The 19,925-nt window shown below is 65.4% G+C and carries 17 protein-coding genes and 1 tRNA gene; 14 read left to right on the top strand and 4 right to left on the bottom strand.

Annotated elements, in window-relative coordinates:
- The first annotated feature begins 100 nt into the window (after positions 1-100).
- The gene (locus tag ANI01nite_RS15760) at positions 101-2,017 is read left to right on the top strand and encodes an AMP-binding protein (RefSeq protein WP_141359125.1); all 1,917 of its coding nucleotides are present in this window, start codon (positions 101-103) and stop codon (positions 2,015-2,017) included.
- Between the two features lie 12 nt (positions 2,018-2,029).
- Here the strand turns inward: ANI01nite_RS15760 and ANI01nite_RS15755 are convergent, their stop codons facing one another.
- Positions 2,030-2,779, bottom strand: coding sequence for a response regulator (locus tag ANI01nite_RS15755; RefSeq protein WP_083586917.1), 750 nt, complete (start codon positions 2,777-2,779; stop codon positions 2,030-2,032).
- A 15-nt stretch (positions 2,780-2,794) separates the two neighbouring features.
- Positions 2,795-4,492 carry a sensor histidine kinase gene (locus tag ANI01nite_RS15750; RefSeq protein WP_170214672.1) on the bottom strand — a complete coding sequence of 566 codons (1,698 nt, stop codon included), beginning with the start codon at positions 4,490-4,492 and terminating at the stop codon, positions 2,795-2,797.
- Between the two features lie 177 nt (positions 4,493-4,669).
- Between ANI01nite_RS15750 and ANI01nite_RS15745 the strand changes: the two genes are divergently transcribed.
- Positions 4,670-5,968, top strand: coding sequence for a cation:dicarboxylate symporter family transporter (locus ANI01nite_RS15745; protein ID WP_038990332.1), 1,299 nt, complete (start codon positions 4,670-4,672; stop codon positions 5,966-5,968).
- Positions 5,969-6,096: 128 nt separating this feature from the next.
- A complete protein-coding gene (locus ANI01nite_RS15740) occupies positions 6,097-6,540 on the top strand; it encodes a cytidine/deoxycytidylate deaminase family protein (protein ID WP_141359121.1) in 444 nt (147 codons plus the stop codon).
- A gap of 16 nt (positions 6,541-6,556) precedes the next feature.
- Here the strand turns inward: ANI01nite_RS15740 and ANI01nite_RS15735 are convergent, their stop codons facing one another.
- Both ANI01nite_RS15735 and ANI01nite_RS15730 read right to left on the bottom strand, forming a co-directional pair.
- Positions 6,557-6,907 carry a VOC family protein gene (locus ANI01nite_RS15735; RefSeq protein WP_141359119.1) on the bottom strand — a complete coding sequence of 117 codons (351 nt, stop codon included), beginning with the start codon at positions 6,905-6,907 and terminating at the stop codon, positions 6,557-6,559.
- A gap of 118 nt (positions 6,908-7,025) precedes the next feature.
- Positions 7,026-7,436: a hypothetical protein gene (locus ANI01nite_RS15730; protein ID WP_141359117.1), complete on the bottom strand. Its 411-nt coding sequence runs from the start codon at positions 7,434-7,436 to the stop codon at positions 7,026-7,028.
- A 156-nt stretch (positions 7,437-7,592) separates the two neighbouring features.
- Here ANI01nite_RS15730 and ANI01nite_RS15725 point away from each other — a divergent pair, with 156 nt between their 5' ends.
- The 11 genes from ANI01nite_RS15725 to ANI01nite_RS15675 all read left to right on the top strand — a co-directional run bounded on the left by ANI01nite_RS15725 (position 7,593) and on the right by ANI01nite_RS15675 (position 19,909).
- On the top strand, positions 7,593-8,489 hold the full coding sequence (locus tag ANI01nite_RS15725; RefSeq protein WP_038990337.1) for a ParA family protein: 897 nt from the start codon (positions 7,593-7,595) through the stop codon (positions 8,487-8,489).
- Positions 8,489-9,391 (top strand): segregation and condensation protein A, encoded by a 903-nt coding sequence (locus ANI01nite_RS15720; protein WP_073707682.1) that lies wholly within the window; start codon positions 8,489-8,491, stop codon positions 9,389-9,391. Before ANI01nite_RS15725 ends, ANI01nite_RS15720 begins: the two co-directional genes overlap by 1 nt.
- Entirely contained in the window at positions 9,384-9,974 is a 591-nt protein-coding gene (scpB, locus tag ANI01nite_RS15715; protein ID WP_038990339.1) for an SMC-Scp complex subunit ScpB, read from the top strand. Before ANI01nite_RS15720 ends, scpB begins: the two co-directional genes overlap by 8 nt.
- Positions 9,975-10,076: 102 nt before the next feature.
- Entirely contained in the window at positions 10,077-11,183 is a 1,107-nt protein-coding gene (locus tag ANI01nite_RS15710) for a pseudouridine synthase (RefSeq protein WP_141359115.1), read from the top strand.
- A gap of 3 nt (positions 11,184-11,186) precedes the next feature.
- Positions 11,187-12,287 carry a prephenate dehydrogenase gene (locus ANI01nite_RS15705; RefSeq protein ID WP_141359113.1) on the top strand — a complete coding sequence of 367 codons (1,101 nt, stop codon included), beginning with the start codon at positions 11,187-11,189 and terminating at the stop codon, positions 12,285-12,287.
- Positions 12,254-12,964, top strand: a complete 711-nt coding sequence (cmk, locus tag ANI01nite_RS15700) for a (d)CMP kinase (RefSeq protein WP_371737261.1) — start codon at positions 12,254-12,256, stop codon at positions 12,962-12,964. Before ANI01nite_RS15705 ends, cmk begins: the two co-directional genes overlap by 34 nt.
- Positions 12,965-13,029: 65 nt before the next feature.
- Positions 13,030-14,562 carry a ribosome biogenesis GTPase Der gene (gene der, locus ANI01nite_RS15695; protein ID WP_121866508.1) on the top strand — a complete coding sequence of 511 codons (1,533 nt, stop codon included), beginning with the start codon at positions 13,030-13,032 and terminating at the stop codon, positions 14,560-14,562.
- Between the two features lie 101 nt (positions 14,563-14,663).
- Positions 14,664-14,740 (top strand) — tRNA-Pro (locus tag ANI01nite_RS15690).
- Positions 14,741-14,839: 99 nt separating this feature from the next.
- Positions 14,840-15,682 (top strand): PhzF family phenazine biosynthesis protein, encoded by an 843-nt coding sequence (locus tag ANI01nite_RS15685; protein WP_141359111.1) that lies wholly within the window; start codon positions 14,840-14,842, stop codon positions 15,680-15,682.
- Positions 15,683-15,887: 205 nt separating this feature from the next.
- Positions 15,888-17,594: a ribosomal protection-like ABC-F family protein gene (abc-f, locus tag ANI01nite_RS15680; protein ID WP_141359109.1), complete on the top strand. Its 1,707-nt coding sequence runs from the start codon at positions 15,888-15,890 to the stop codon at positions 17,592-17,594.
- 425 nt (positions 17,595-18,019) lie between these two features.
- A complete protein-coding gene (locus ANI01nite_RS15675; protein WP_141359107.1) occupies positions 18,020-19,909 on the top strand; it encodes an FAD-binding monooxygenase in 1,890 nt (629 codons plus the stop codon).
- Positions 19,910-19,925: the final 16 nt, after the last annotated feature.

Below are 19,925 nucleotides of genomic sequence, written 5' to 3'. Positions count from 1 at the left end.
GCGATCATGTGATCGTACTCATACAGTTAATGCCAAGAGGACGACCTCAATCACCACGCAGGTGCCGGGTAATGACGCCCGGGGCCAGGAGGAGAGAACCATGGTGCAGGAATACCGCCAGGCCTTTGAGCAAGCCACCACTGACCCAGCAGCATTCTGGCTGCAAGCCGCCCAGGATATCCGCTGGGATACGGCACCGCAGACGGCGCTGGATGATTCGCGCAAGCCGTTGTACGGCTGGTTCCCGGATGGCACGCTGAACCTTTCGGCCAACGCACTGGACCGCCACGTCGAAGCCGGTCGCGGGGAGAGCACCGCGCTGATCTACGATTCGGCCATGCTGGGCACCGTCACCAAATACACCTACTCCGAGCTGCTGCGCGAAGTGGAAATCTTCGCCGGCGTGCTGGCCGAACGCGGCGTGAAGACCGGGGACCGCGTGCTGATCTACCTGCCGATGATCCCGCAGGCGGCTATCGCGATGCTCGCCTGCGCACGCCTGGGCGCGATCCATTCGGTGGTCTTCGGCGGGTTCGCGCCCAAGGAACTGGCGGCACGCATCACCGACTGCGCCCCGGTGGCGATCGTCACCGCCTCGGGCGGCATCGAGCCGAGCCGCCGCATCGAATACCTGCCGGCGGTGGCCGAGGCGCTGAGCCTGGCGGAGCCTGCGGTCAAGGACGTGATCGTCGCCCGCCGCGAAGGCTTCGAGCACTCGCTGGATGAATACCAGGGCAAACCGGTCAACGGGCAGCAGATCAATTGGCTGGACTGGGATGAGCAGGCGAAGACCGCGTCGCCGGCCGGGCCGGTATCCGTGCCATCCACCCACCCGCTCTACGTGCTCTACACCTCGGGCACCACCGGGGCGCCGAAGGGCGTGGTGCGCGATACCGGCGGCTACGCCACCGCGCTGCAGTTCTCCATGAACGCGATCTACGACGTGCATCCGGGCGACACCATGTTCACCGCCTCTGACGTGGGCTGGGTGGTCGGCCACTCCTACATCGTCTACGCGCCGCTGATCGCCGGCGCCACCACGGTGCTCTACGAGGGCAAGCCCATCGGCACACCGGACGCCGGGGTCTTCGGCCGCATCATCGCCGACCACAAGGTCACCACGATGTTCACCGCGCCGACGGCGTTGCGCGCGGTGCGCAAGGCCGATCCGGAAGGTGCGCTGATCGCCAGCCACGACCTGTCCAGCCTGCGCGCGCTGTTCGTCGCCGGCGAGCGGCTGGACCCGGACACCTACCACTTCGCCTCGAAGCTGCTGGGCATTCCGGTGGTGGACAACTGGTGGCAGACCGAAACCGGCTGGCCGATCGCCTCGAACCCGCTGGGCCTGGAGGAGCTGCCTGCCAAGGCCGGTTCGCCCACCACTCCGGTGCCTGGCTTCGACGTGCAGATCCGCGACGCGCTGGGCGAGCGGCTCGAAGCGAACCAGGAAGGCAACATCGTGGTTCGGCTGCCCTTGCCGCCCGGCGCCCTGACCACCCTGTGGGGCAACGACCAGCGCTTCATCGATACCTACCTGTCGCAGATCGACGGGTTCTACCTGACCGGCGATTCCGGCTATCTTGACGACGACGGCTACCTGTTCGTCATGGGGCGCACCGATGACGTGATCAACGTGTCAGGGCACCGGCTGTCCACCGGCGCCATGGAACAGGTGCTGGCCAGCCATCCGGCCGTGGCCGAATGCGCCGTGATCGGACTGGCTGATGCGCTCAAGGGCCAGCGGGCCAGCGGCTACGTGGTGCTCAAGTCAGGGATCGACGTCGAGGAGGAGGCGCTGAAGAAGGAAATCGTCGCGCTGGTGCGCCAGCACATCGGTGCAGTCGCCGACTTCCGCGAAGTCACCGTCGTCGCCGCGCTGCCCAAGACCCGTTCGGGCAAGATCCTGCGCAAGACCATGCGGCAGATTGCCGACGGCAAGGAATACTCGGTCCCGTCGACCATCGAGGACACGAGCGTGCTCGACGAACTGGTGCCGCTGCTGCGTCCAGAGGCCTAGATCTCGGCAGTGCTAGCCATGGGAGGCCGCCCGGTATTCATATTCCGGGCGGCCTCTCGTGCCATGCCGGGGCTGCTTGACCACGGCCTTGGCCTCGGCCAGATGCTCCAGATAGCGCCGTGCGGTGACCCGGGAGATGCCCAGCTCTTCGCCGAGCTCGGTGGCGGACAAGCAGGTTTCGGGCTTGCTGCGCAGCAGGCCGGTGATCTGCGCCAGCGTTTCAGGGATCAGGCCCTTGGGCAGCGACGCCGAGGCAGTGGTGGTGCGCAGTGCGGAGAACGCATTATCCAGCGCAGCCTGGCTGGTATCCGGGCCGCTGGAGCTGATCTCGGAAATGAAACGCCGGTGGTTCTCCAATTTCTCGGTGAACGCCGCGAAGGTGAAGGGCTTGATCAGGTACTGGGTGATGCCTGTGGCGACCGCCGAACGCACCACCGCCAGGTCGCGCACCGCGGTGATCGCGATGATGTCGGTGGTCAGCCCGTGGCCGCGCATCCGCTTGGCGACATCGATGCCATGCAGGTCGGGCAAGGTCATATCCAGCAGGACCAGGTCGAACGGTTCGTGCGCTGCGCGCGCCTCGGACAGCAGCGCGAGCGCCTGCTGGCCATTGGCTGCAATGGCTCCGGTGGCGAATCCGGGCACGCGGTTGACGTACTTCGCGTGGGAAGCTGCGGTTTCCGGTTCGTCGTCTACAACGAGGACCTTGAAGGTGTGCGCGGGCAAGCCCGGCGCGGGCGTGGCTGCAGCGGAGTCGTGCACTCGAAACCTCCCGGTCTAGTCGCTGTTTTTCAGGGGCAGGGTGACGGTGAAGATCGCTCCGGCGTCGTTGTCAACATTCATTGTGCCACCTAGCCGGAGCACCGCCTGCTGCACCAGCGCCAGGCCGAGGCCGCGCGGTTGGCCGCCGGCCTTCGTGCTGACCCCGAAGCGCAGCAGCTGATCGAGGAATTCCGGCTCGATGCCCGGACCCGAATCGGCCACCGAGATGATCAGCTCGTCATCGGCCGCTGCGACTTCAACCCACACCGTCGCGTCCTCGGTGCCGGCCGAGGCGTCCAGCGCGTTATCCAGCAGGTTGCCGACGATCGTGACGATATCGGTGGCGGCGAACGCGTCGCTCGGGATCTGTCCCTGCGTGTTGATATCGAGCTGCACGCCGCGCTCGTTCGCCTGGGCGGCCTTGGCCACCAGCAGGCTGGAGAGGTAGACGTCGTCGATGGAATGCACAATCGCATCGGTGAGCTTCTGCGAGTGCTGGCGGTCATCGACCGCGAAAGCCAGCGCCTTGCCGCTCTGCCCATTTTCGATCAGCGTGGCAATGGTGTGCAGGCGGTTGGCATGCTCATGGGTCTGCGCTCGCAGGGCGGTGGAGAAGGTCTTCAGCGACTGCACCTCGCCGGCCAGCTCCTGCACTTCGGTCAGATCGCCCAGCGTCATGACCTGGCCGGTCAGCGGCTGGGAACGGAACCAGCGTACCGGCAGCCCGCCGCGCCGGGGCAGGCGCGCGTTGGTCAGGCGGGCCGGCCCCTGGGAGATGGACAGCACCGTGCGGGCGCCCAAATGGATCTCGTCCTTGCAGCTGCGCCCGGTCGCCATCAGGGTGCGCAGGGTTTCGGGGATCTGCACCTGGTCGAGATCCAACCCGCCGGGAGGGACTTCTTCGGGGAAGCCGAGCAATCGGGCCGCTTCCTGGTTATAGAGCACGATGCGGTGCCGCCGATCCAGCAGCACCAGGCCTTCGCGCACCGAATGCAGCGCGGAGAAATAGAAGGCGTAGAGCCGGCGCAACCCGTGCGGGCCGAAGCCCAGCGTGGCCTGGTTGACGTAGCGGGAAAAGGACCATGAGCTGAAGCCGGCCAGCAGCAGGGCCAGCGCCGACACGGCCAGGATCTGCGGCAGCTCGCTGCGGTAGATCGACTGCAGGCTTTCCAGCGTGATGCCAGTGGCGACCATGCCCACCAGCTTGCCATCGTGGTACACCGGGGCGATGGTGCGCACCGAAAGCCCCAGGGTGCCCAAGGCGACCTCGTTGTAGGTTTGGCCGGCCTGCGCCTGGCGGATGCTTCCCGAATAAGGCTTGCCCAGCTGCGCGGGATTGGGGTGGGTGACGCGCAGGGCTTCGGCGGTCATGATCGTGATGAAATCCACGCCCTGCCCGCGGTCCAGGATCTTGTTGGTGTAGGGCTGCAGCAGCTCGGTGGGGTTCTCGCCGGCCAGCGCTTCGGCCACGAAGGGGTCGTTGGCCAGGGTGATGGAGATCGCGGCCACCGTGGCCTGCTTGTCGTCCTGGATCACCTGCGCCTGGTGCTGGTAGGTGGCGACGGCCAGGCCCACGACAACGAGGATGACCACCATCATCTGCGCCGCGAAGATGACGACCGCCAGGGACCAGCCGTCGCGGCTCAGCGGGGCGGGGGAAGCTGTGTTGCCGGCGCGCCGGGCCAGCGACAGGTCGGTGAAATGATCGGTCACTGCGCGCATCTCCTCGTGCTGGTTGCTCCTGGCAGGCCCACCGCGTGACCAATATGAACGCAATGGAGATGCGGATCACTTTGCGCCGCACCATGGATACAGAACGATTCTACGTAATGCCGGCCGCGCAAGGGTGCGCCGTCCGGTTCCACACGCACACGAGGGTAGGACCACGCAATGGCTGTCACAGACCAGATGACGCCGGCAGGCAATTCGCCGCAGGCCGGAACGAAGAAGAAGGACAAGACCCACTGGCTGTACATCATGGTGATTGCCGCCGTGGTGCTCGGCGCAGCGGTCGGCCTGATGGCCCCGGATCTCGGCAAGGCGCTCAAGCCGCTGGGCACCGGATTCGTCGCGCTTATCAAGATGCTGATCGCACCGGTCATCTTCTGCACCATCGTGCTGGGGGTCGGCTCCATCGCCAAGGCGGCGACCGTCGGCAAGGTCGGCGGACTGGCGCTGCTGTACTTCATCACCATGTCCACCTTCGCGCTGGCCATCGGCCTGGTCGTGGGCAACATCATCCACCCGGGTTCGGGCCTGCAGCTCGAACCGTATGAGTCTGGCGCCAAGGGCGAAGAAAACTCCACCGTTGCCTTCCTGCTGGACATGATTCCGGGCGACATCCCCGTGCTGCCGACCCTGGTGCTGGCGCTGCTGGTCGGCTTCGCGCTGCAGTCCATGGGCAAGAGTGGCGAACCGGTGCTCAACGGCATCAAGCACATCCAGGCCGTGGTCTTCCGCCTGATGATGATGATCATGTGGGCTGCCCCGATCGGCGCGTTCGGTGCCATCGCCGCAGTGGTCGGTGCCACCGGCTGGGCCGCCATCGGCTCGATGGCGATCCTCATGGGTGCCTTCTACGTCACCTGCGCGCTGTTCATTGTCGTCATCCTGGGCAGCTTGCTGCGCCTGGTCACCGGCCTGAACATCTTCCTGCTGCTGAAGTACCTGGCTCGCGAATACCTGCTGATCTTCTCCACCTCTTCCTCCGAATCGGCGCTGCCGCGCCTGATCGCCAAGATGGAGCACGCTGGCGTGTCCAAGCCGGTTGTCGGCATCACCGTGCCGACCGGCTACTCCTTCAACCTCGATGGCACCGCCATCTACCTGACCATGGCTGCCCTGTTCGTCTCCACCGCCATGGGCATGCCGATGAGCCTGGGAGAACAGGTCGGCCTGCTGGTCTTCATGATCATCGCTTCCAAGGGCGCCGCCGGCGTGACCGGCGCCGGCCTGGCAACCCTGGCTGCAGGCCTGCAGTCGCACCGTCCGGAGCTGCTGGACGGCATGGGCGTGATCGTGGGCATCGACAAGTTCATGTCCGAGGCCCGCGCGCTGACCAACTTCACCGGCAATGCCGTGGCAACGCTGCTGATCGGCAAGTGGACCAAGGAAATCGACATGGACCAGGCCCAGGCAGTGCTGGCCGGCAACCGTCCATTCGACGAGAACAGCGTCGAAGGACACTAGTCCGCCAGGCCCTTAGCCAGAAATCCGTTATCCGACATGCTCGGGTAGCGGATTTTCTGCGTTGTGGCTCTTTCGGCAGACAGGCCCAAGCGTCGCGGCTGCGAGACGCATGCGGCTAGGCTGGAGCCATGAAATCAACACCGCACGAGCTGCACTGCCGTGAACTGGCAGAAGCCGAAGTAGAACTGGTTGAGCTGGCCCGGCGAACCATCGAGGCGGTGACCGACGCGCCCGATGGCGGCGACGGGATGCACACCATGGGGGCCGGTGTGCTTGCTGCCGATGGCACGATGCACGCAGGAGTGAATTTCTACCATTTCACCGGAGGCCCGTGCGCAGAGCTGGTGGCCCTGGGAGCCGCTCGCGCAGCCGGGGCGGTGGATCCGCAGGTGGTGGTCGCGGTGGGCAATCAGGGGCGCGGAATCAAGAACCCGTGCGGTCGGTGCCGGCAGGTGATGGCCGACAGCTATCCGCGGCTTCGGGTCATTGTCCAGACCCCGGCCGGGGCGCGCAGCATCGCGATCGGTGAACTGCTGCCATGGTCCTTCGATTGGGTGGCCGAGCAGGCCTGAGCACCCGGGGCCAGACTCAGCGCGAAAGTCCCACCAGGGGAGAGGCGAGCACCATCCGGTTGCCGTCGGGGTCCTGAAGCTGCAGGATCCGTGCCCCGCCGCCGGGCTGCGGGCCCTGGTGCTCGATGCCTGAGGCGAACAGGCGTTCGGCCTGGGCATCCAGGTCGGCGACTTCCAGGACCACTGTGCTGTGCCCTGCGCGTTCAGGGTCCGCGAAGACCTGGACGCCGAAGCCCGGGGCCAGATGCCATTCGATCAGCCCGTCCATGGGCCGCGCATCCGGCGCCCTGCCAAAGACCCGGGCATACCAGTTCTCCGCCCGAGCCACATCGGACACCGTGCAATTGCCGAGCATTCCCGTGAACATCGACCTCGCTCCTATGGCCGCCAGATACCAGCGCGTGTTCATCCATTCGACCACTGCCGGGAACCAGGTTCAAGAACCTTTGGGTGATGGCCAGCGAATGACCGGACTGGGCGCCGGATCAGCGGCCGCTCGAGGCGAGCAGCCGCTGCAGGCGCGGGCCGAAACGGACCTCGTGCTCCAGCTTCACCAGCTCCTCGGTGGGCTCCTGGATCTGCTGGGCGGCCAGCAGGGAGGCGATGTACTCCCAGTAATCGTGCAGCGCCTCGGCCTGCGTCCGCCCCGGCGCCGGCTCATCCGGGCCCACCGCAGCCAGTGCGGTGTCGCGGATTTCCTCCGGTCTCGCCTGCTGCCACTGCGCGCTCGTAAAGAACCCGCGGTCATCGAGCAGCGCGATGCATTTCCCGTCGTCCAGCTGGGCCTGGAAGAGCACGCCGACGCTGACCTGCGTGCTGCCCGGCTCGGCTTCGGCCAGGCTGGGGAACTTGGCAATCGCCTTCATCGCTGCCTTTCGGTTAATGCCAGTTGGCATTCAGCTCGCATACAACATTAGAGCTAAGGTTCAAGGTAAAGGCTCGCCGTGAAAGAGCCCAAAAAACCAAGATCTTTTGCTTCGGCCGATAACCTTGGAATGAGCTTACAGCTCGAGGAATCAGGTTTATCGAACGGGAAGTGTGGTTTACCCATCGTGAGCGAGGAACAGGGAAATAAGCACCGCGGAGCGGGGATGCTCAAGGAGCCTCGTCCGGTGGGTCCAACTGGCAAGCCATTGACAGATTTCCCCGTGCCAGCACCGCTGCCTTCGCACGGCCCGGCACGCGTGATCGCCATGGTGAACCAGAAGGGCGGCGTCGGCAAGACCACCTCCACCATCAACCTCGCTGCCGCGCTCGCCGAGTACGGCCGCAAGGTGCTGCTGGTGGACTTCGACCCGCAGGGCGCGCTGTCCGCGGGCTTCGGAACCAACCCGCACGAAATGGACATCACCGTCTACAACGTGCTGATGGACCGCAAGGTCAAGATCACCGACGCGATTGTGAAGACCGACGTCGAGAACATCGATCTGCTGCCGGCCAACATCGATTTGTCCGCCGCCGAGGTGCAGCTGGTCAACGAGGTCGCCCGCGAGCAGGTGCTCGAACGCGCGCTGCGCCACGTCATCGACGACTACGATGTGGTGCTCATCGACTGCCAGCCATCCTTGGGCCTGCTGACCATCAACGCGCTGACCGCCGCCCACGGCGTGATCATCCCGCTGACCGCAGAGTTCTTCGCGCTGCGTGCGGTGGCCCTGCTGATGGAAACCATCGACAAGGTCAAGGACCGGCTGAACCAGGTGCTGGAGCTGGACGGCGTGGTGGCCACCATGTACGACGCGCGCACCCTGCACAGCCGCGAGGTCATCACCCGGCTGGATGAGGCCTTCGGCGACAAGCTCTTCGAAACCGTGATCAAGCGCACCATCAAGTTCGCCGACGCGAACGTGGCCGCCGAACCGATAACTTCCTACGCGGCCAACCACCCGGGTGCCGAGGCGTACCGCAACCTCGCCCGCGAACTGATTTGGCGTGGTGGTGCCCCGTAATGAGCGCCACGCTCAGCGAGGAAACCGCCACCGAATCCACGACGCCAGCTGAAGCTGGGCAGGAATCGGCTGGCGGTTTTCGCCTTGCCCTGCAGAACTTCAACGGGCCCTTCGATGTGCTGCTGCACCTGATCACCAAGCGCGAGCTGGATATCACCGAGGTCGCACTGGCCGAGGTCACCGACGAATTCATCGCCTACCTGCGCGAACTGCAGGCTGCCAGCGCAGAAAGCGGCAGCGACGGGATGAAGGTGCTCGACGAGACCACCGAATTCCTCGTGGTCGCTTCCACGCTGCTGGATCTGAAGGCTGCCCGGCTGCTGCCGCGCGGCGAAATGGCCGACGAGGAGGACTTCGAGCTGCTCGAAGCCCGCGACCTGCTGTTCGCCCGCCTGCTGCAGTACAAGGCTTTCAAGCAGGCCGCCGAATTCCTGGGCGAACGCTACACCGCCGAGGGCGCCCGGCATCCCCGCGAGGTCTCGCTGGAACCGCAGTTCGCCGCCCTGCTGCCGGAACTGGTGTTCACCATCGGGCCCGACGCGTTGGCCGCGATGGCTGCCAAGGCGCTGGCGCCGAAGCCCGAACCTGCCACCGAGGTCGGGATCGGGCACCTGCACGGGGCGAATGTCACGATCGCCGAGGAAGCCGAGTCGATCACCGCCCTGCTCGAAGCCCGCGGCACGCTGGCCTTCACCGAGCTGGTCGCGGACGCGCCGGCGCAGCTGGTGGTGGTTGTGCGTTTTCTGGCATTGTTGGAGATGTTCAGGCAGAAAGCCATCAGCTTTGCGCAACAAGATCCGCTCGGGCCGCTGCTGATCTCGCTGATCCAGGAATCGAGCTTCGATGCGCAGGCGGTGCAAGACGACTACGAGGGGAGTGGTGGTGAGGTGAATCATGAGTGAGATTGCACCCATTGACCGGCTGCCGGGGGGCCTGGAATCGGGTCTTGAAGCGGTGCTGATGGTCGCCGATATCCCCGTATCCTCGGCGCGTTTGGCCGAAATCTTCGAGGTGCCCACGGCCAGGGTTGCCGCCGCTTTGGAGAATCTTGCTTCCGAGTATGATGGTAAGGATCGCCCGCGCGGATTTGAACTGCGTCGCGTCGCCTCCGGGTGGCGCTTCTATTCGCGGGCCGATTACGCCGATTTCGTCTCCAGTTATGTGCTCGACGGGCAGACAGCACGCCTGTCGCAGGCCGCCCTAGAAACCCTGGCTGTCATCGCTTACCGACAGCCGGTCTCGCGTGGACGTATTTCGGCGATTCGAGGTGTCAACGTCGATTCAGTGGTGCGCACGCTGCTCACCCGCGGATTGATCACGGAGTATCCGGAAGTCGGGGATGGCGGAGCGACGCTGTACCAAACCACCGAATACTTCCTGGAACGACTGGGACTGGGCTCGCTTGATGAGTTGCCTGCGCTGTCCCCGTATCTTCCCGGGGTGGCCGATCTCGAATCGCTCGATTCGGCAACCTACGACGACTAGGTAGCTGCCAGCCGGCAGCTACACCGGACCAACCACGCGTGAAGCCGATGCCACTGGCGGGCTCGCGCAGCGAACACGTAACAGCAAGGGACACAGGCAAGCATGAGCAGGGGATCCTCCTCCGGCCGCGGCGAACGCGGCGGCAATTCAAACTTCGGCGGCAAGCCAGCAGGCGGCCGCAACAGCAACGGCGGCAAATCCGGGGGCAAGTCCTACGGCAAGCCAGGTGGCGCTGGCCGCACCGGCGGCAGGTCCTTCGGCGAGAAGCCGTACGGCAAGTCGTCCTCCGGCAAGCCGGGCGAGAAGTCGAACCCGGCCAAGCGCAACACTTCGGCAGCGCGCAAGAACTCCGAGCGGGCTTTCGGCAAGGAACGCTTCGGCAACTCCGTGCCGAACAACTACGCACGACCGACCCAGCGCGCCCGCGCCCAGGCCCGTGCCGAGAACCAAGCGGCCCGCGAGATCAACGGGGAGCAGCAGGATGGCATCCGCCTGCAGAAGGCCATGGCCAACGCCGGGGTGGCATCGCGCCGCGTCTGCGAGGAGATGATCCTCGAAGGCCGCGTCGAGGTCAACGGCAACCTCGTCGTCGAGCTGGGCACCCGCGTGGACCCGGACAAGGACCGCATCCACGTCGATGGCATGCGCATCCAGACGAACCAGGCCAACCGCTACTTCGTCTTCAACAAGCCGAAGCACGTGATGTGCACGATGGACGACCCGGAAGGCCGGCGCACCATCGCCGACTACTTCAAGAACGAGCACAAGTCGCTGCGCCTGTTCCACGTCGGCCGCCTGGACTACAAGACCGAAGGCGTGCTGATCCTGACCAACGACGGCGAGCTGGCCAACCGCCTGCAGCACCCGAAGTACGAGGTCCCGAAGACCTACCTGGTGCAGATCCCCGGCCCGCTGCCGCGCGCGGTGAGCAACCAGCTGCGCGAGGGCATCAAGCTCGAAGACGGCTGGAGCAAGGTCGATGACCTGAAGATCATCGCCACCACCCCGAAGCACGTGATGGTCGAGGTGACCCTGCACTCGGGCCGCAACCGCATCGTGCGCCGCATGTTCGACGCCGTGGGCCACCCGGTCCAGCGCCTGGTGCGCGTCGCCGTGGGCCCGGTGCAGCTGGGCGACCAGAAGCAGGGCACCATCCGCTCCCTGGGCAACCAGGAAGTCGGGCACCTCATGGCCATGGTGGGGATGTAGCCGATGGCCGCCTCGCACCTCGCAGGCCCGGTGCTGGTCATCGGCACCGGCTTGCTGGGCACCTCGGTGGGACTGGGACTGCGCGCCAAGGGCGTGCACGTCTACCTGTCGGATATTTCGCCGACCGCGGCCGGGGTTGCCCAGGACATCGGCGCCGGCGTGCTGCTGGAAAACCAGCAGATCGCACCTGAACTGGTAGTGATCGGCGCCCCGCCGGATGTCACCGCCGCGCTGGTCGGCGATGCGCTGCTGGCCTACCCGAACGCCACGGTGGTGGACATCGCCAGCGTCAAGGGCTCGATCCTGGCCGGCGTGCTGGCCGATACGCGGCTGGGCGAGGCCGAGACTTCCCGCTATGTGGGGACGCACCCGATGGCCGGCCGCGAGAAATCCGGCCCGGCCGCCGCCCGCGGCGAGCTGTTCACCTCCATGCCGTGGGTCATCTGCGCCCACGACGGGGCACAGGCCTCGCGCGTGAAGGCCGCCGAATCCCTGGCCATCGACCTGGGCGCGACCATGCACCGGATGAGCGTCACCGAGCATGACGAATCCGTCGCGCTGATCAGCCACTTCCCGCAGGCGGCCAGCTCGATGATCGCCTCGCGCCTGCTAAACGCCGAAAGCCACCAGCTGGCCCTGGCCGGCAACGGGCTGCGCGACACCACGCGCATCGCGGCCAGCGACGAGAAGCTCTGGATCCAGATCTTCTCGCACAACGCCGACGCGCTGGTGCCGATCCTGACCGGGATGAAGGAAGACCTGGACCGGCTGATCAGCACGCTGCGCAACCCGCAAGGGGCCGGCGCGCTGCTGGACCTCTCGCAGCTGATGACCGAAGGCAACGCCGGGCGTGCCCGGATCCCGGGCAAGCACGGCGCACCTCCGCAGGCCTTCGCCCTGGTGACCGTCGTGATCGACGACCGCCCGGGGCAGATCGCCCAGCTGCTGACCGAAATCGGCGATGCGCAGATCAATATCGAGGATTTGCGCATGGAGCACTCCGCCGGCCACCAGGTCGGCATGGTGGATGTTTCGGTCGTGCCCGGCCGGCGCGATGAACTGATCGACGTATTGACCAAGAACGGATGGAAAGTAGCCCAGTGAGCACCTTGAACAACGACAAGCTTGTTATTGCCATCGACGGCCCCAGCGGCTCCGGCAAGTCCTCGGTCTCCAAGGCCGTCGCCCGCAAGCTGGGCGCGGCCTACCTGGATACCGGTGCCATGTACCGCGCGATCACCTACTCGGTGCTCGCCGACGGCACCGACCTGGCCAACGCAGACGCCGTGGCCCAGGCAGTGCGCGATGCGAAGCTGTCCATCTCGGTTGATCCGGATGCCGAACTGGTCGAAATCGGCGGGGTGGATGTGACCGCGGCGATCCGCGAACCGCGCATCTCCGAGCAGGTCTCCACCGTGGCCACCAACCTGGACGCGCGAGCCGAACTGGTCCGCCGCCAGCAGGAGATCATCGCCGCCAACGCCCGCATCGTGGCCGAAGGCCGCGACATCACCACCGTGGTCGCCCCGGATGCCGATGCGCGCATCCTGCTGACTGCTTCGGAGGAAGCCCGCCTGCGCCGCCGCGGCCTGCAGCTGGGCGGAACCCAGAACGACGCGCAGCTGGCCACCCAGGTGCTGGCACGCGATGCGAAGGACTCCACCGTGGTGAACTTCACCCAGGCCGCCGACGGGGTCATGACCGTTGACTCCTCGGAGCTGGATTTCGAGCAGACCATCGACGCGGTGCTTGACGCCATCAGCACCGCAACGAAAAACTAGCCTCAAGCTGGTGCCCATCCTCGGCGAGAGCCGATGAAGATTACGATCGCTGTGAAGGGAAAATCATGAGCGAGAACAACTCCACCCACGACGAGGAATACATCCCCGTTGGAGACGACGATATCGCCGAGCGCCTGGCCGAACTGAGCGAGGAAGAGGCCGACGTCCGCGCCAAGGCCCTGCTCAGCGGACTGGAAGACTACGAACTGGACGACGAGGACTCGGCCCTGCTGGCAGGCCTGGACCACTTCGACGACGACGATGAAGACGTCGTCATTCCACCGGTCCTGGCTGTCATCGGACGCCCCAACGTGGGCAAGTCCACCCTGGTCAACCGCATCCTCGGCCGCCGCGAAGCGGTCGTGGAGGACACCCCGGGCGTCACCCGCGACCGCGTGTCCTACTCCGCCGAGTGGATGGGACGCCCATTCACCATCGTGGACACCGGTGGCTGGGAGCACGATGCCAAGGGCATCCACGCCTCGGTGGCCGACCAGGCGGAAATCGCCGCCGACGTCGCCGACGCCATCCTCTTCGTGGTCGACTCCCATGTGGGGGCCACCGCCACCGACGAGGCCGTGGTGAAGATGCTGCGCAAGAAGGGCAAGCCGGTCTTCCTGGTGGCCAACAAGGTCGACGATTTCAACCAGGAAGCCGAAGCCGCCGTGCTCTGGGGCCTGGGCTTCGGCCAGCCCTGGCCGGTCTCGGCCCTGCACGGCCGCGGCACCGCCGACCTGCTGGACGCGGTCATGGAGAAGCTGCCGGAGCATTCGGCGTTCGGCGGCATGATCCCCTCGGGCGGTCCGCGCCGCATCGCGCTGATCGGCCGCCCGAACGTGGGCAAGTCCTCGCTGCTGAACAAGGTGGCCGGCTCCGAGCGCGTGGTGGTCGACGACTACGCCGGCACCACCCGCGACCCGGTGGACGAACTGGTCGAGCTGGGCGGCGAAGTCTGGCGCTTCGTGGATACCGCAGGCATCCGCCGCCGCCAGCACATGGCCGTCGGCTCGGACTACTACGCGTCGCTGCGCACCCAGACCGCGCTGGAAAAGGCCGAGGTCGCAGTGATCCTGCTGGCCGCCAACGAGACCATTTCCGAGCAGGACGTGCGCATCATCCAGCTGGCCATCGAGGCCGGCCGCGCGATGGTCATCGTCTACAACAAGTGGGATGAGGTGGACGAGGACCGCCGCTACTACCTTGAGCAGGAGATCGAACGCGACCTGGCCCATATCGAGTGGGCGCCGCGCGTGAACATCTCGGCGAAGACCGGCTGGCACAAGGACAAGCTCGTTCCCGCGCTGAATACCGCGCTGGAATCCTGGGACAAGCGCATCCCGACCGGCAAGCTGAATGCCTTCCTGGGCGAGCTTGTCGCGGCCCACCCGCACCCGGTGCGCGGCGGCAAGCAGCCACGCATCCTGTTCGGCACCCAGGCCTCGGCTCGCCCGCCGCGCTTCGTGCTGTTCACCACCGGCTTCCTGGATCCGGGCTACCGCCGCTTCATCACCCGCCGGCTGCGCGAAACCTTCGGTTTCGAGGGCAGCCCGATCGAAGTTTCGATGCGAATCCGCGAACGCCGCGGGCGCAATCGCTAAATTTCGAATTTAGCCCTTCACTTGGTGTAGGCTAATGGAGGAGCTTTTCGCAGACGGCACCCTTGGTTCTCACGACTTGGGGATAACGGCTGCGAGGGCATCGGGCTATGGCGCAGCTTGGTAGCGCGCCTCACTGGGGGTGAGGAGGCCGTGGGTTCAAATCCCGCTAGCCCGACCAACCGATCGGAAAACCCCGTCGAGATGACTTCTCGGCGGGGTTTTGCCGTGCCCGCCGGCAATTGCGCATCCCGCGCCCGAACATCCGGAGGATGGTCCAATGCAACGCAGATTCCAGCAGGTCGATGTCTTCAGCACCGTCCCGTACAAGGGCAACCCCTTGGGTGTGGTGCTCGATGGCGACGGGCTGGAGGACGAAGCGATGCGCAACTATTCGCTGTGGTCCAACCTCTCGGAGGCCACCTTCATCCTGCCGGCACGCCACGTGGAGGCCGACTACCGGTTCCGGATCTTCGCCCGCGACCGCGAATACCCGTTTGCCGGCCACCCGGCCCTGGGCACTGCACGCGCCTGGCTGCAGGCCGGGGGAGTGCCGCGCGACCCGAAGCAGCTGATCGCCGAATGCGGTGCCGGGCTGGTGCCGATCAGGATCGACGGCGAGCTGCTGTCCTTCGCCTCGCCGCCGGCGACGCGCACCGGCGCGATCGGGCGGCGGGAACTGGCGGAAATGCTGCAGATCCTGGGCATCGGCACGGAGCAGGTGGTGGACGCGCAATGGGTGGACAACGGCCCAGGCTGGGCCGCTATCCTGCTGCAGGATGCGCAGCAGGTCCTGGAGATCTCGGCGCAGGCTCCGCAGCGGTTCGGCCGCTGGAAGATCGGGGTCCTTGGCGCGTTGCCACCCAGTACGCCAGGCGGGGGCTTCGAAGTGAGGGCGCTGACCATCGAAAACGGCGCAGTGCGCGAGGATCCGGTCACCGGGAGCCTGAATGGCGCGGCCGCGCAATGGCTGATCGACGCCGGGCATGCCGCCGCGCCGCTGGTCAACCGGCAGGGCGCCAAGGCGGGACGCGATGGAGAAGTGCATTTGGAGATGGCCGACGGGCAGCTCTGGGTGGGCGGCGCCACGAATGTGCTCATCGAAGGCAGTATCGACCTCTAGCCGCACGAGCCTTGCCAGCACCGAACCCAGAGCATTAGCCTTGGACGATGGGCACGATAATTCTTGGGATCCATTTCCTCTAGGCGCCAGCCAGCGTTGAGCTCTGCTTCGCTGCCGCCAAGTCCTCGGCACCTGCGAGTGCCTCCAACCACCAGCACCGAAGCCTGCTCCGGCGGGCGGAACCGGTGCGAGGCAGGAATGACCCATGACCCACTCCCGGAATGTGCGCCCCTCCGATCGGCGCGAACAAGACACCGAACCGGATGACGTCTGCTTGTTGCAGGACATCGCGGTCAGCTTCGGCGAGCGAGATGTCCTCGCCGGCATCGAACTGTCCATTTCCGCTACCGATCGCATCGCCGTGCTTGGTGATAATGGTTCGGGCAAATCTACGCTGATGCGTGTCATCGCCGGAAATCTGGCACCCGACCGCGGGCAGCGCACGATGAACGCGCCCGGCGCCGTGGCCTATGCGGCGCAGAACCCGCGCTTCGCGCAAGCGATGAGCGTGCAGCAGGTGATCGACTCCTACCACCAGCGCTTCCGCGAACTGGAAACCTTGATGCGCGTCATATCCAATAGGCTCGACGATGCCCCGGAGGATCAGGCCCAACGGCTCCTGCAGCAGCTGCAGAAAGTTACCGATCTGTACGAAGCCGCCGACGGCTATTCGCTGGCGCCACGCCTGGACAGCGCGCTGGAGCAGCTGGGGCTGGGTCAGATGGACCGGCAACGACCCGTTGCGCAGCTATCCGGCGGGCAATCCTCGCGACTCGCCCTGGCCTGCGTGCTGTGCTCCGGTGCGCAATTGCTTCTGCTGGATGAACCGACGAACGACCTTGACGAGACAGCCATGAACTGGCTGGAGCGGACCATCGACAAGCACCGCGGCGCCCTGGTGCTGATCAGCCACGACCGGATGTTCCTCAAGCGCTTCGCCCGGTCCATCATCGAGGTCAGCGATGGCCAGCTCGCGCACTACGGCAACGGCTATGACGGTTACCTGCATGCCAAGGAGCAGGAGAGAACCGCAATCCGCGTGGCCTATGGAAAGTGGGTCCAGGAGTATGAGCGTTCGCAGAATCTGGTCGACAAGTACGCTTCGCGCGTTGCCGCCATCCCGCGCAAGCGGGAGAAGGCAGGTTTCGGGCACGGCAATTTCCGTGCCCGCGATTCCAGCCACGGCTCGACTTCGAAGATTCGCCAAGCCAAGTCCCGGATCGAGGAACTCGAAACCCACCGGGCCCCGGAGCCTGCCGCCGAATTGGCCTTCGCCATGCCTAGCGGCGGCGAAGGCCAGCACAGCGGTGAAACCCTGCTGAAGGTGATGAACTCGCAGCGCAGCATCGCGCCGAGACTGTCCACCGGCAGCTTCGAAATCAGGCTCGGTGAGCGTTGGCTGGTCACCGGCTCCAACGGCGCTGGCAAATCTACGTTGCTGAAGATGCTTGCCGGCGAACTGGAATGCACCGCGGGGCGGATCGAGCGCGCTGCTCACCTGCACTGCGCTTGGCTGCGCCAGGACATCGGGATCCTTCCCGGCGACAGCCTGATCGAAGCTTTCGCCTCGGCCACCAGCCAGTACGTCCAGGATGCTGGTGCGTCCTTGGCCAAGCTTGGCTTGTTTGCGCCGCAGGATTTCCTGCGGCATCCCATGGCGCTGTCGGTGGGCCAGCGCCGCCGCTTGGAACTGGCCGTTGCGGTCAGCACCAAGGCGCAGGTGCTGCTTCTCGACGAGCCGACAAACCATCTTTCCCCGGCCCTGGTCGAGCAGCTGGAAGCCGCACTGGTGGATTACCCGGGCACCGTGATCACGGTGAGCCATGACCGGCGATGGCAGCAGAAAATGCGCGAGCACGCGGTAGTGCATCGCCTCTCAGTCTCAGCCGGACGCGTCGAGCTGGTTAAGTAGCCCTCTGCCAGCCAGCATCTGCCACTCAAGCCGCCGTTTCGATTCTCCGGTTCGCGGCCCGAACCGCCGACGAACGTGCCGCGGGGTGGGCACGGCCCAGCTGCAATCCAATTCATCCGCTGCTTGCTGCCAGCTGCACAGTCCCGGCTCCCGGGTGGTCTGCGCAAAGGCCAGCAGTGCACCGAGCGCTCAAGTGCAGTTCGAACCTCCATGAACAACAAGTACTGGAGTCTGCTGGCGCGCAGTGGGAGCCTCTGCGGCAAAGGGCATCAAGCGACCCGAGCGCGTGGGGTGCCGCCTACGTCCGCTTGTGTGTGAGCTCACAGATCGTATATGATTAATGTGCGATAAAAGATCATGGAGTTCTAATATCGAACAAGTAGCCTATTGACTGAGGTCATCAGAGGGAATTGGGGGATGAAACGGTGCAGTTTCACCACAACGGATACATTTCGGCAGATCCACGAGTGCAGCCAGCTGCTGGTGCGGGCGTAAATCGTCCCGCCGAGCTGCCGGATGAAATGGATGTGCTGATCGTCGGCGCCGGTCCTGCCGGGATCATCACCGCCGCCCAGCTGGCCCAATTCCCTGATGTGCACACCCGCATCATCGACCGGCGCCCGGGCCGGCTGGAAATCGGCCAGGCCGACGGAATCCAGTCGCGCACCGTCGAGACCTTCCAGGCGTTCGGCTTTGCCGAGCGCATCACCGCCGAGGCCTATATCATCAAGGAAACCACCTTCTGGAATCCCGACCCGGCAAACCCGGAGCGGATCATCCGCACCGACCGCACCCCCGATGACCCAACGGGTGTCAGCGAATTCCCGCACCTCGTCGTCAACCAGGCCCGAGTCATCGACTACTTCGCTGAATTCGCCGCGAACTCGCCAGCCCGCACCGTCCCGGACTACGGCTGGGATTTCAAGGAACTGGTCGTCGAGGACGGCGAGGAATACCCGGTCAAGGTCACCTTGGTTGGCTGCGGGGACGACAACAACGGTGTCGAGCGCGTCGTGCGCGCCAAGTATGTGGTCGGTTCCGACGGGGCCCGTAGCAATGTCCGCCGCTCAATTGGCGCGAAGCTCTCGGGCGATAAGGCCAACCACGCCTGGGGTGTCATGGATACCCTGGCGCTGACCAACTTCCCGGACGTGCGCACCAAATGCGCCATCCATTCCAAGGCCGGCTCGATTCTGCTGATCCCGCGCGAGGGCGGGCAGCTCTTCCGCCTCTACGTCGACCTCGGCGAAGTTCCGGAAGGGGATAACGGCAAGGTCCGCGAGACCCCGCTGGGAGAAATCATCGAGCGCGCCAAGGCGATCCTGAATCCATACACCCTGGAGGTCAAGGGCGTTGCGTGGCACAGCGTGTACGAAGTGGGCCACCGACTGGCCGACCGCTTCGACGATGTAGCGGTCGAGGAAATCGGCACCCGCGAACCGCGCGTGTTCATCACCGGCGATGCCTGCCACACGCACTCGGCCAAGGCGGGGCAGGGCATGAACGTGTCCATGCAGGACGGCTTCAACCTGGCCTGGAAGATCGGCTATGTGCTCTGCGGCCGGGCTCCGGAAAGCCTGCTGCGCACCTACTCGGAGGAACGCAAGGTGATCGCCAAGGACCTGATCGACTTCGACAAGAAGTGGTCCTCCATCATGGCCGCCTCGCCCGAGGAGCTCGAAGGCCAGGAAGGCGTTGCCGAGTTCTACGTGCGCACAGCCGAATTCCCTGCGGGCTTCATGACCGAGTACCCGCAGTCGTCGCTGACCGCCGGCAAGGACTACCAGGAACTGGCTGCCGGCTTCCCTATGGGCAAGCGCTTCCGCTCCTCGCAGGTCATGCGCCTGGCCGATGCCAATCCGAAGCACCTGGGCCACCACCACCGGGCTGATGGCCGCTACCGCATCTACGTCTTCGCAGACCAGCTGCCTATCGGGCAGTCGCAGAAGATTGCCGACCTGTCGAGCTGGCTGCTGGAGGACGAGCGGTCGCCGCTGGTGCGCTTCACCCCGAAGGGCGCCGACACCGATGCGCTGTTCGACATCAAGGTCGTCTACCAGCAGGACTACACCACGATGAACGTCAACGACGCGCCCAAGGTGTTCCGTCCGAACATCGGGGACTTCGGACTCATGGATTACGAGAAGGTCTACACCACGCTGGAAGGCTCAGATATCTTCGAGGAGCGCCAGATCTCCCGCGATGGCGCGATCGTGATTGTCCGTCCGGACATGTACGTAGCCAGCATCCTGCCGCTGGACGCTACCGAAGAGCTGGCCGGCTTCTTCGAACCGATCCTGCTCGATCAGCGCTAAGCAGTGCGCTGACTGA

Origin of the sequence: Glutamicibacter nicotianae (assembly GCF_006539525.1) — a bacterium.
GTDB lineage: Bacteria > Actinomycetota > Actinomycetes > Actinomycetales > Micrococcaceae > Glutamicibacter > Glutamicibacter nicotianae.
Note: the sequence above shows the minus strand (reverse complement) of the source record. Positions and strands in the feature narration are given on the sequence as shown.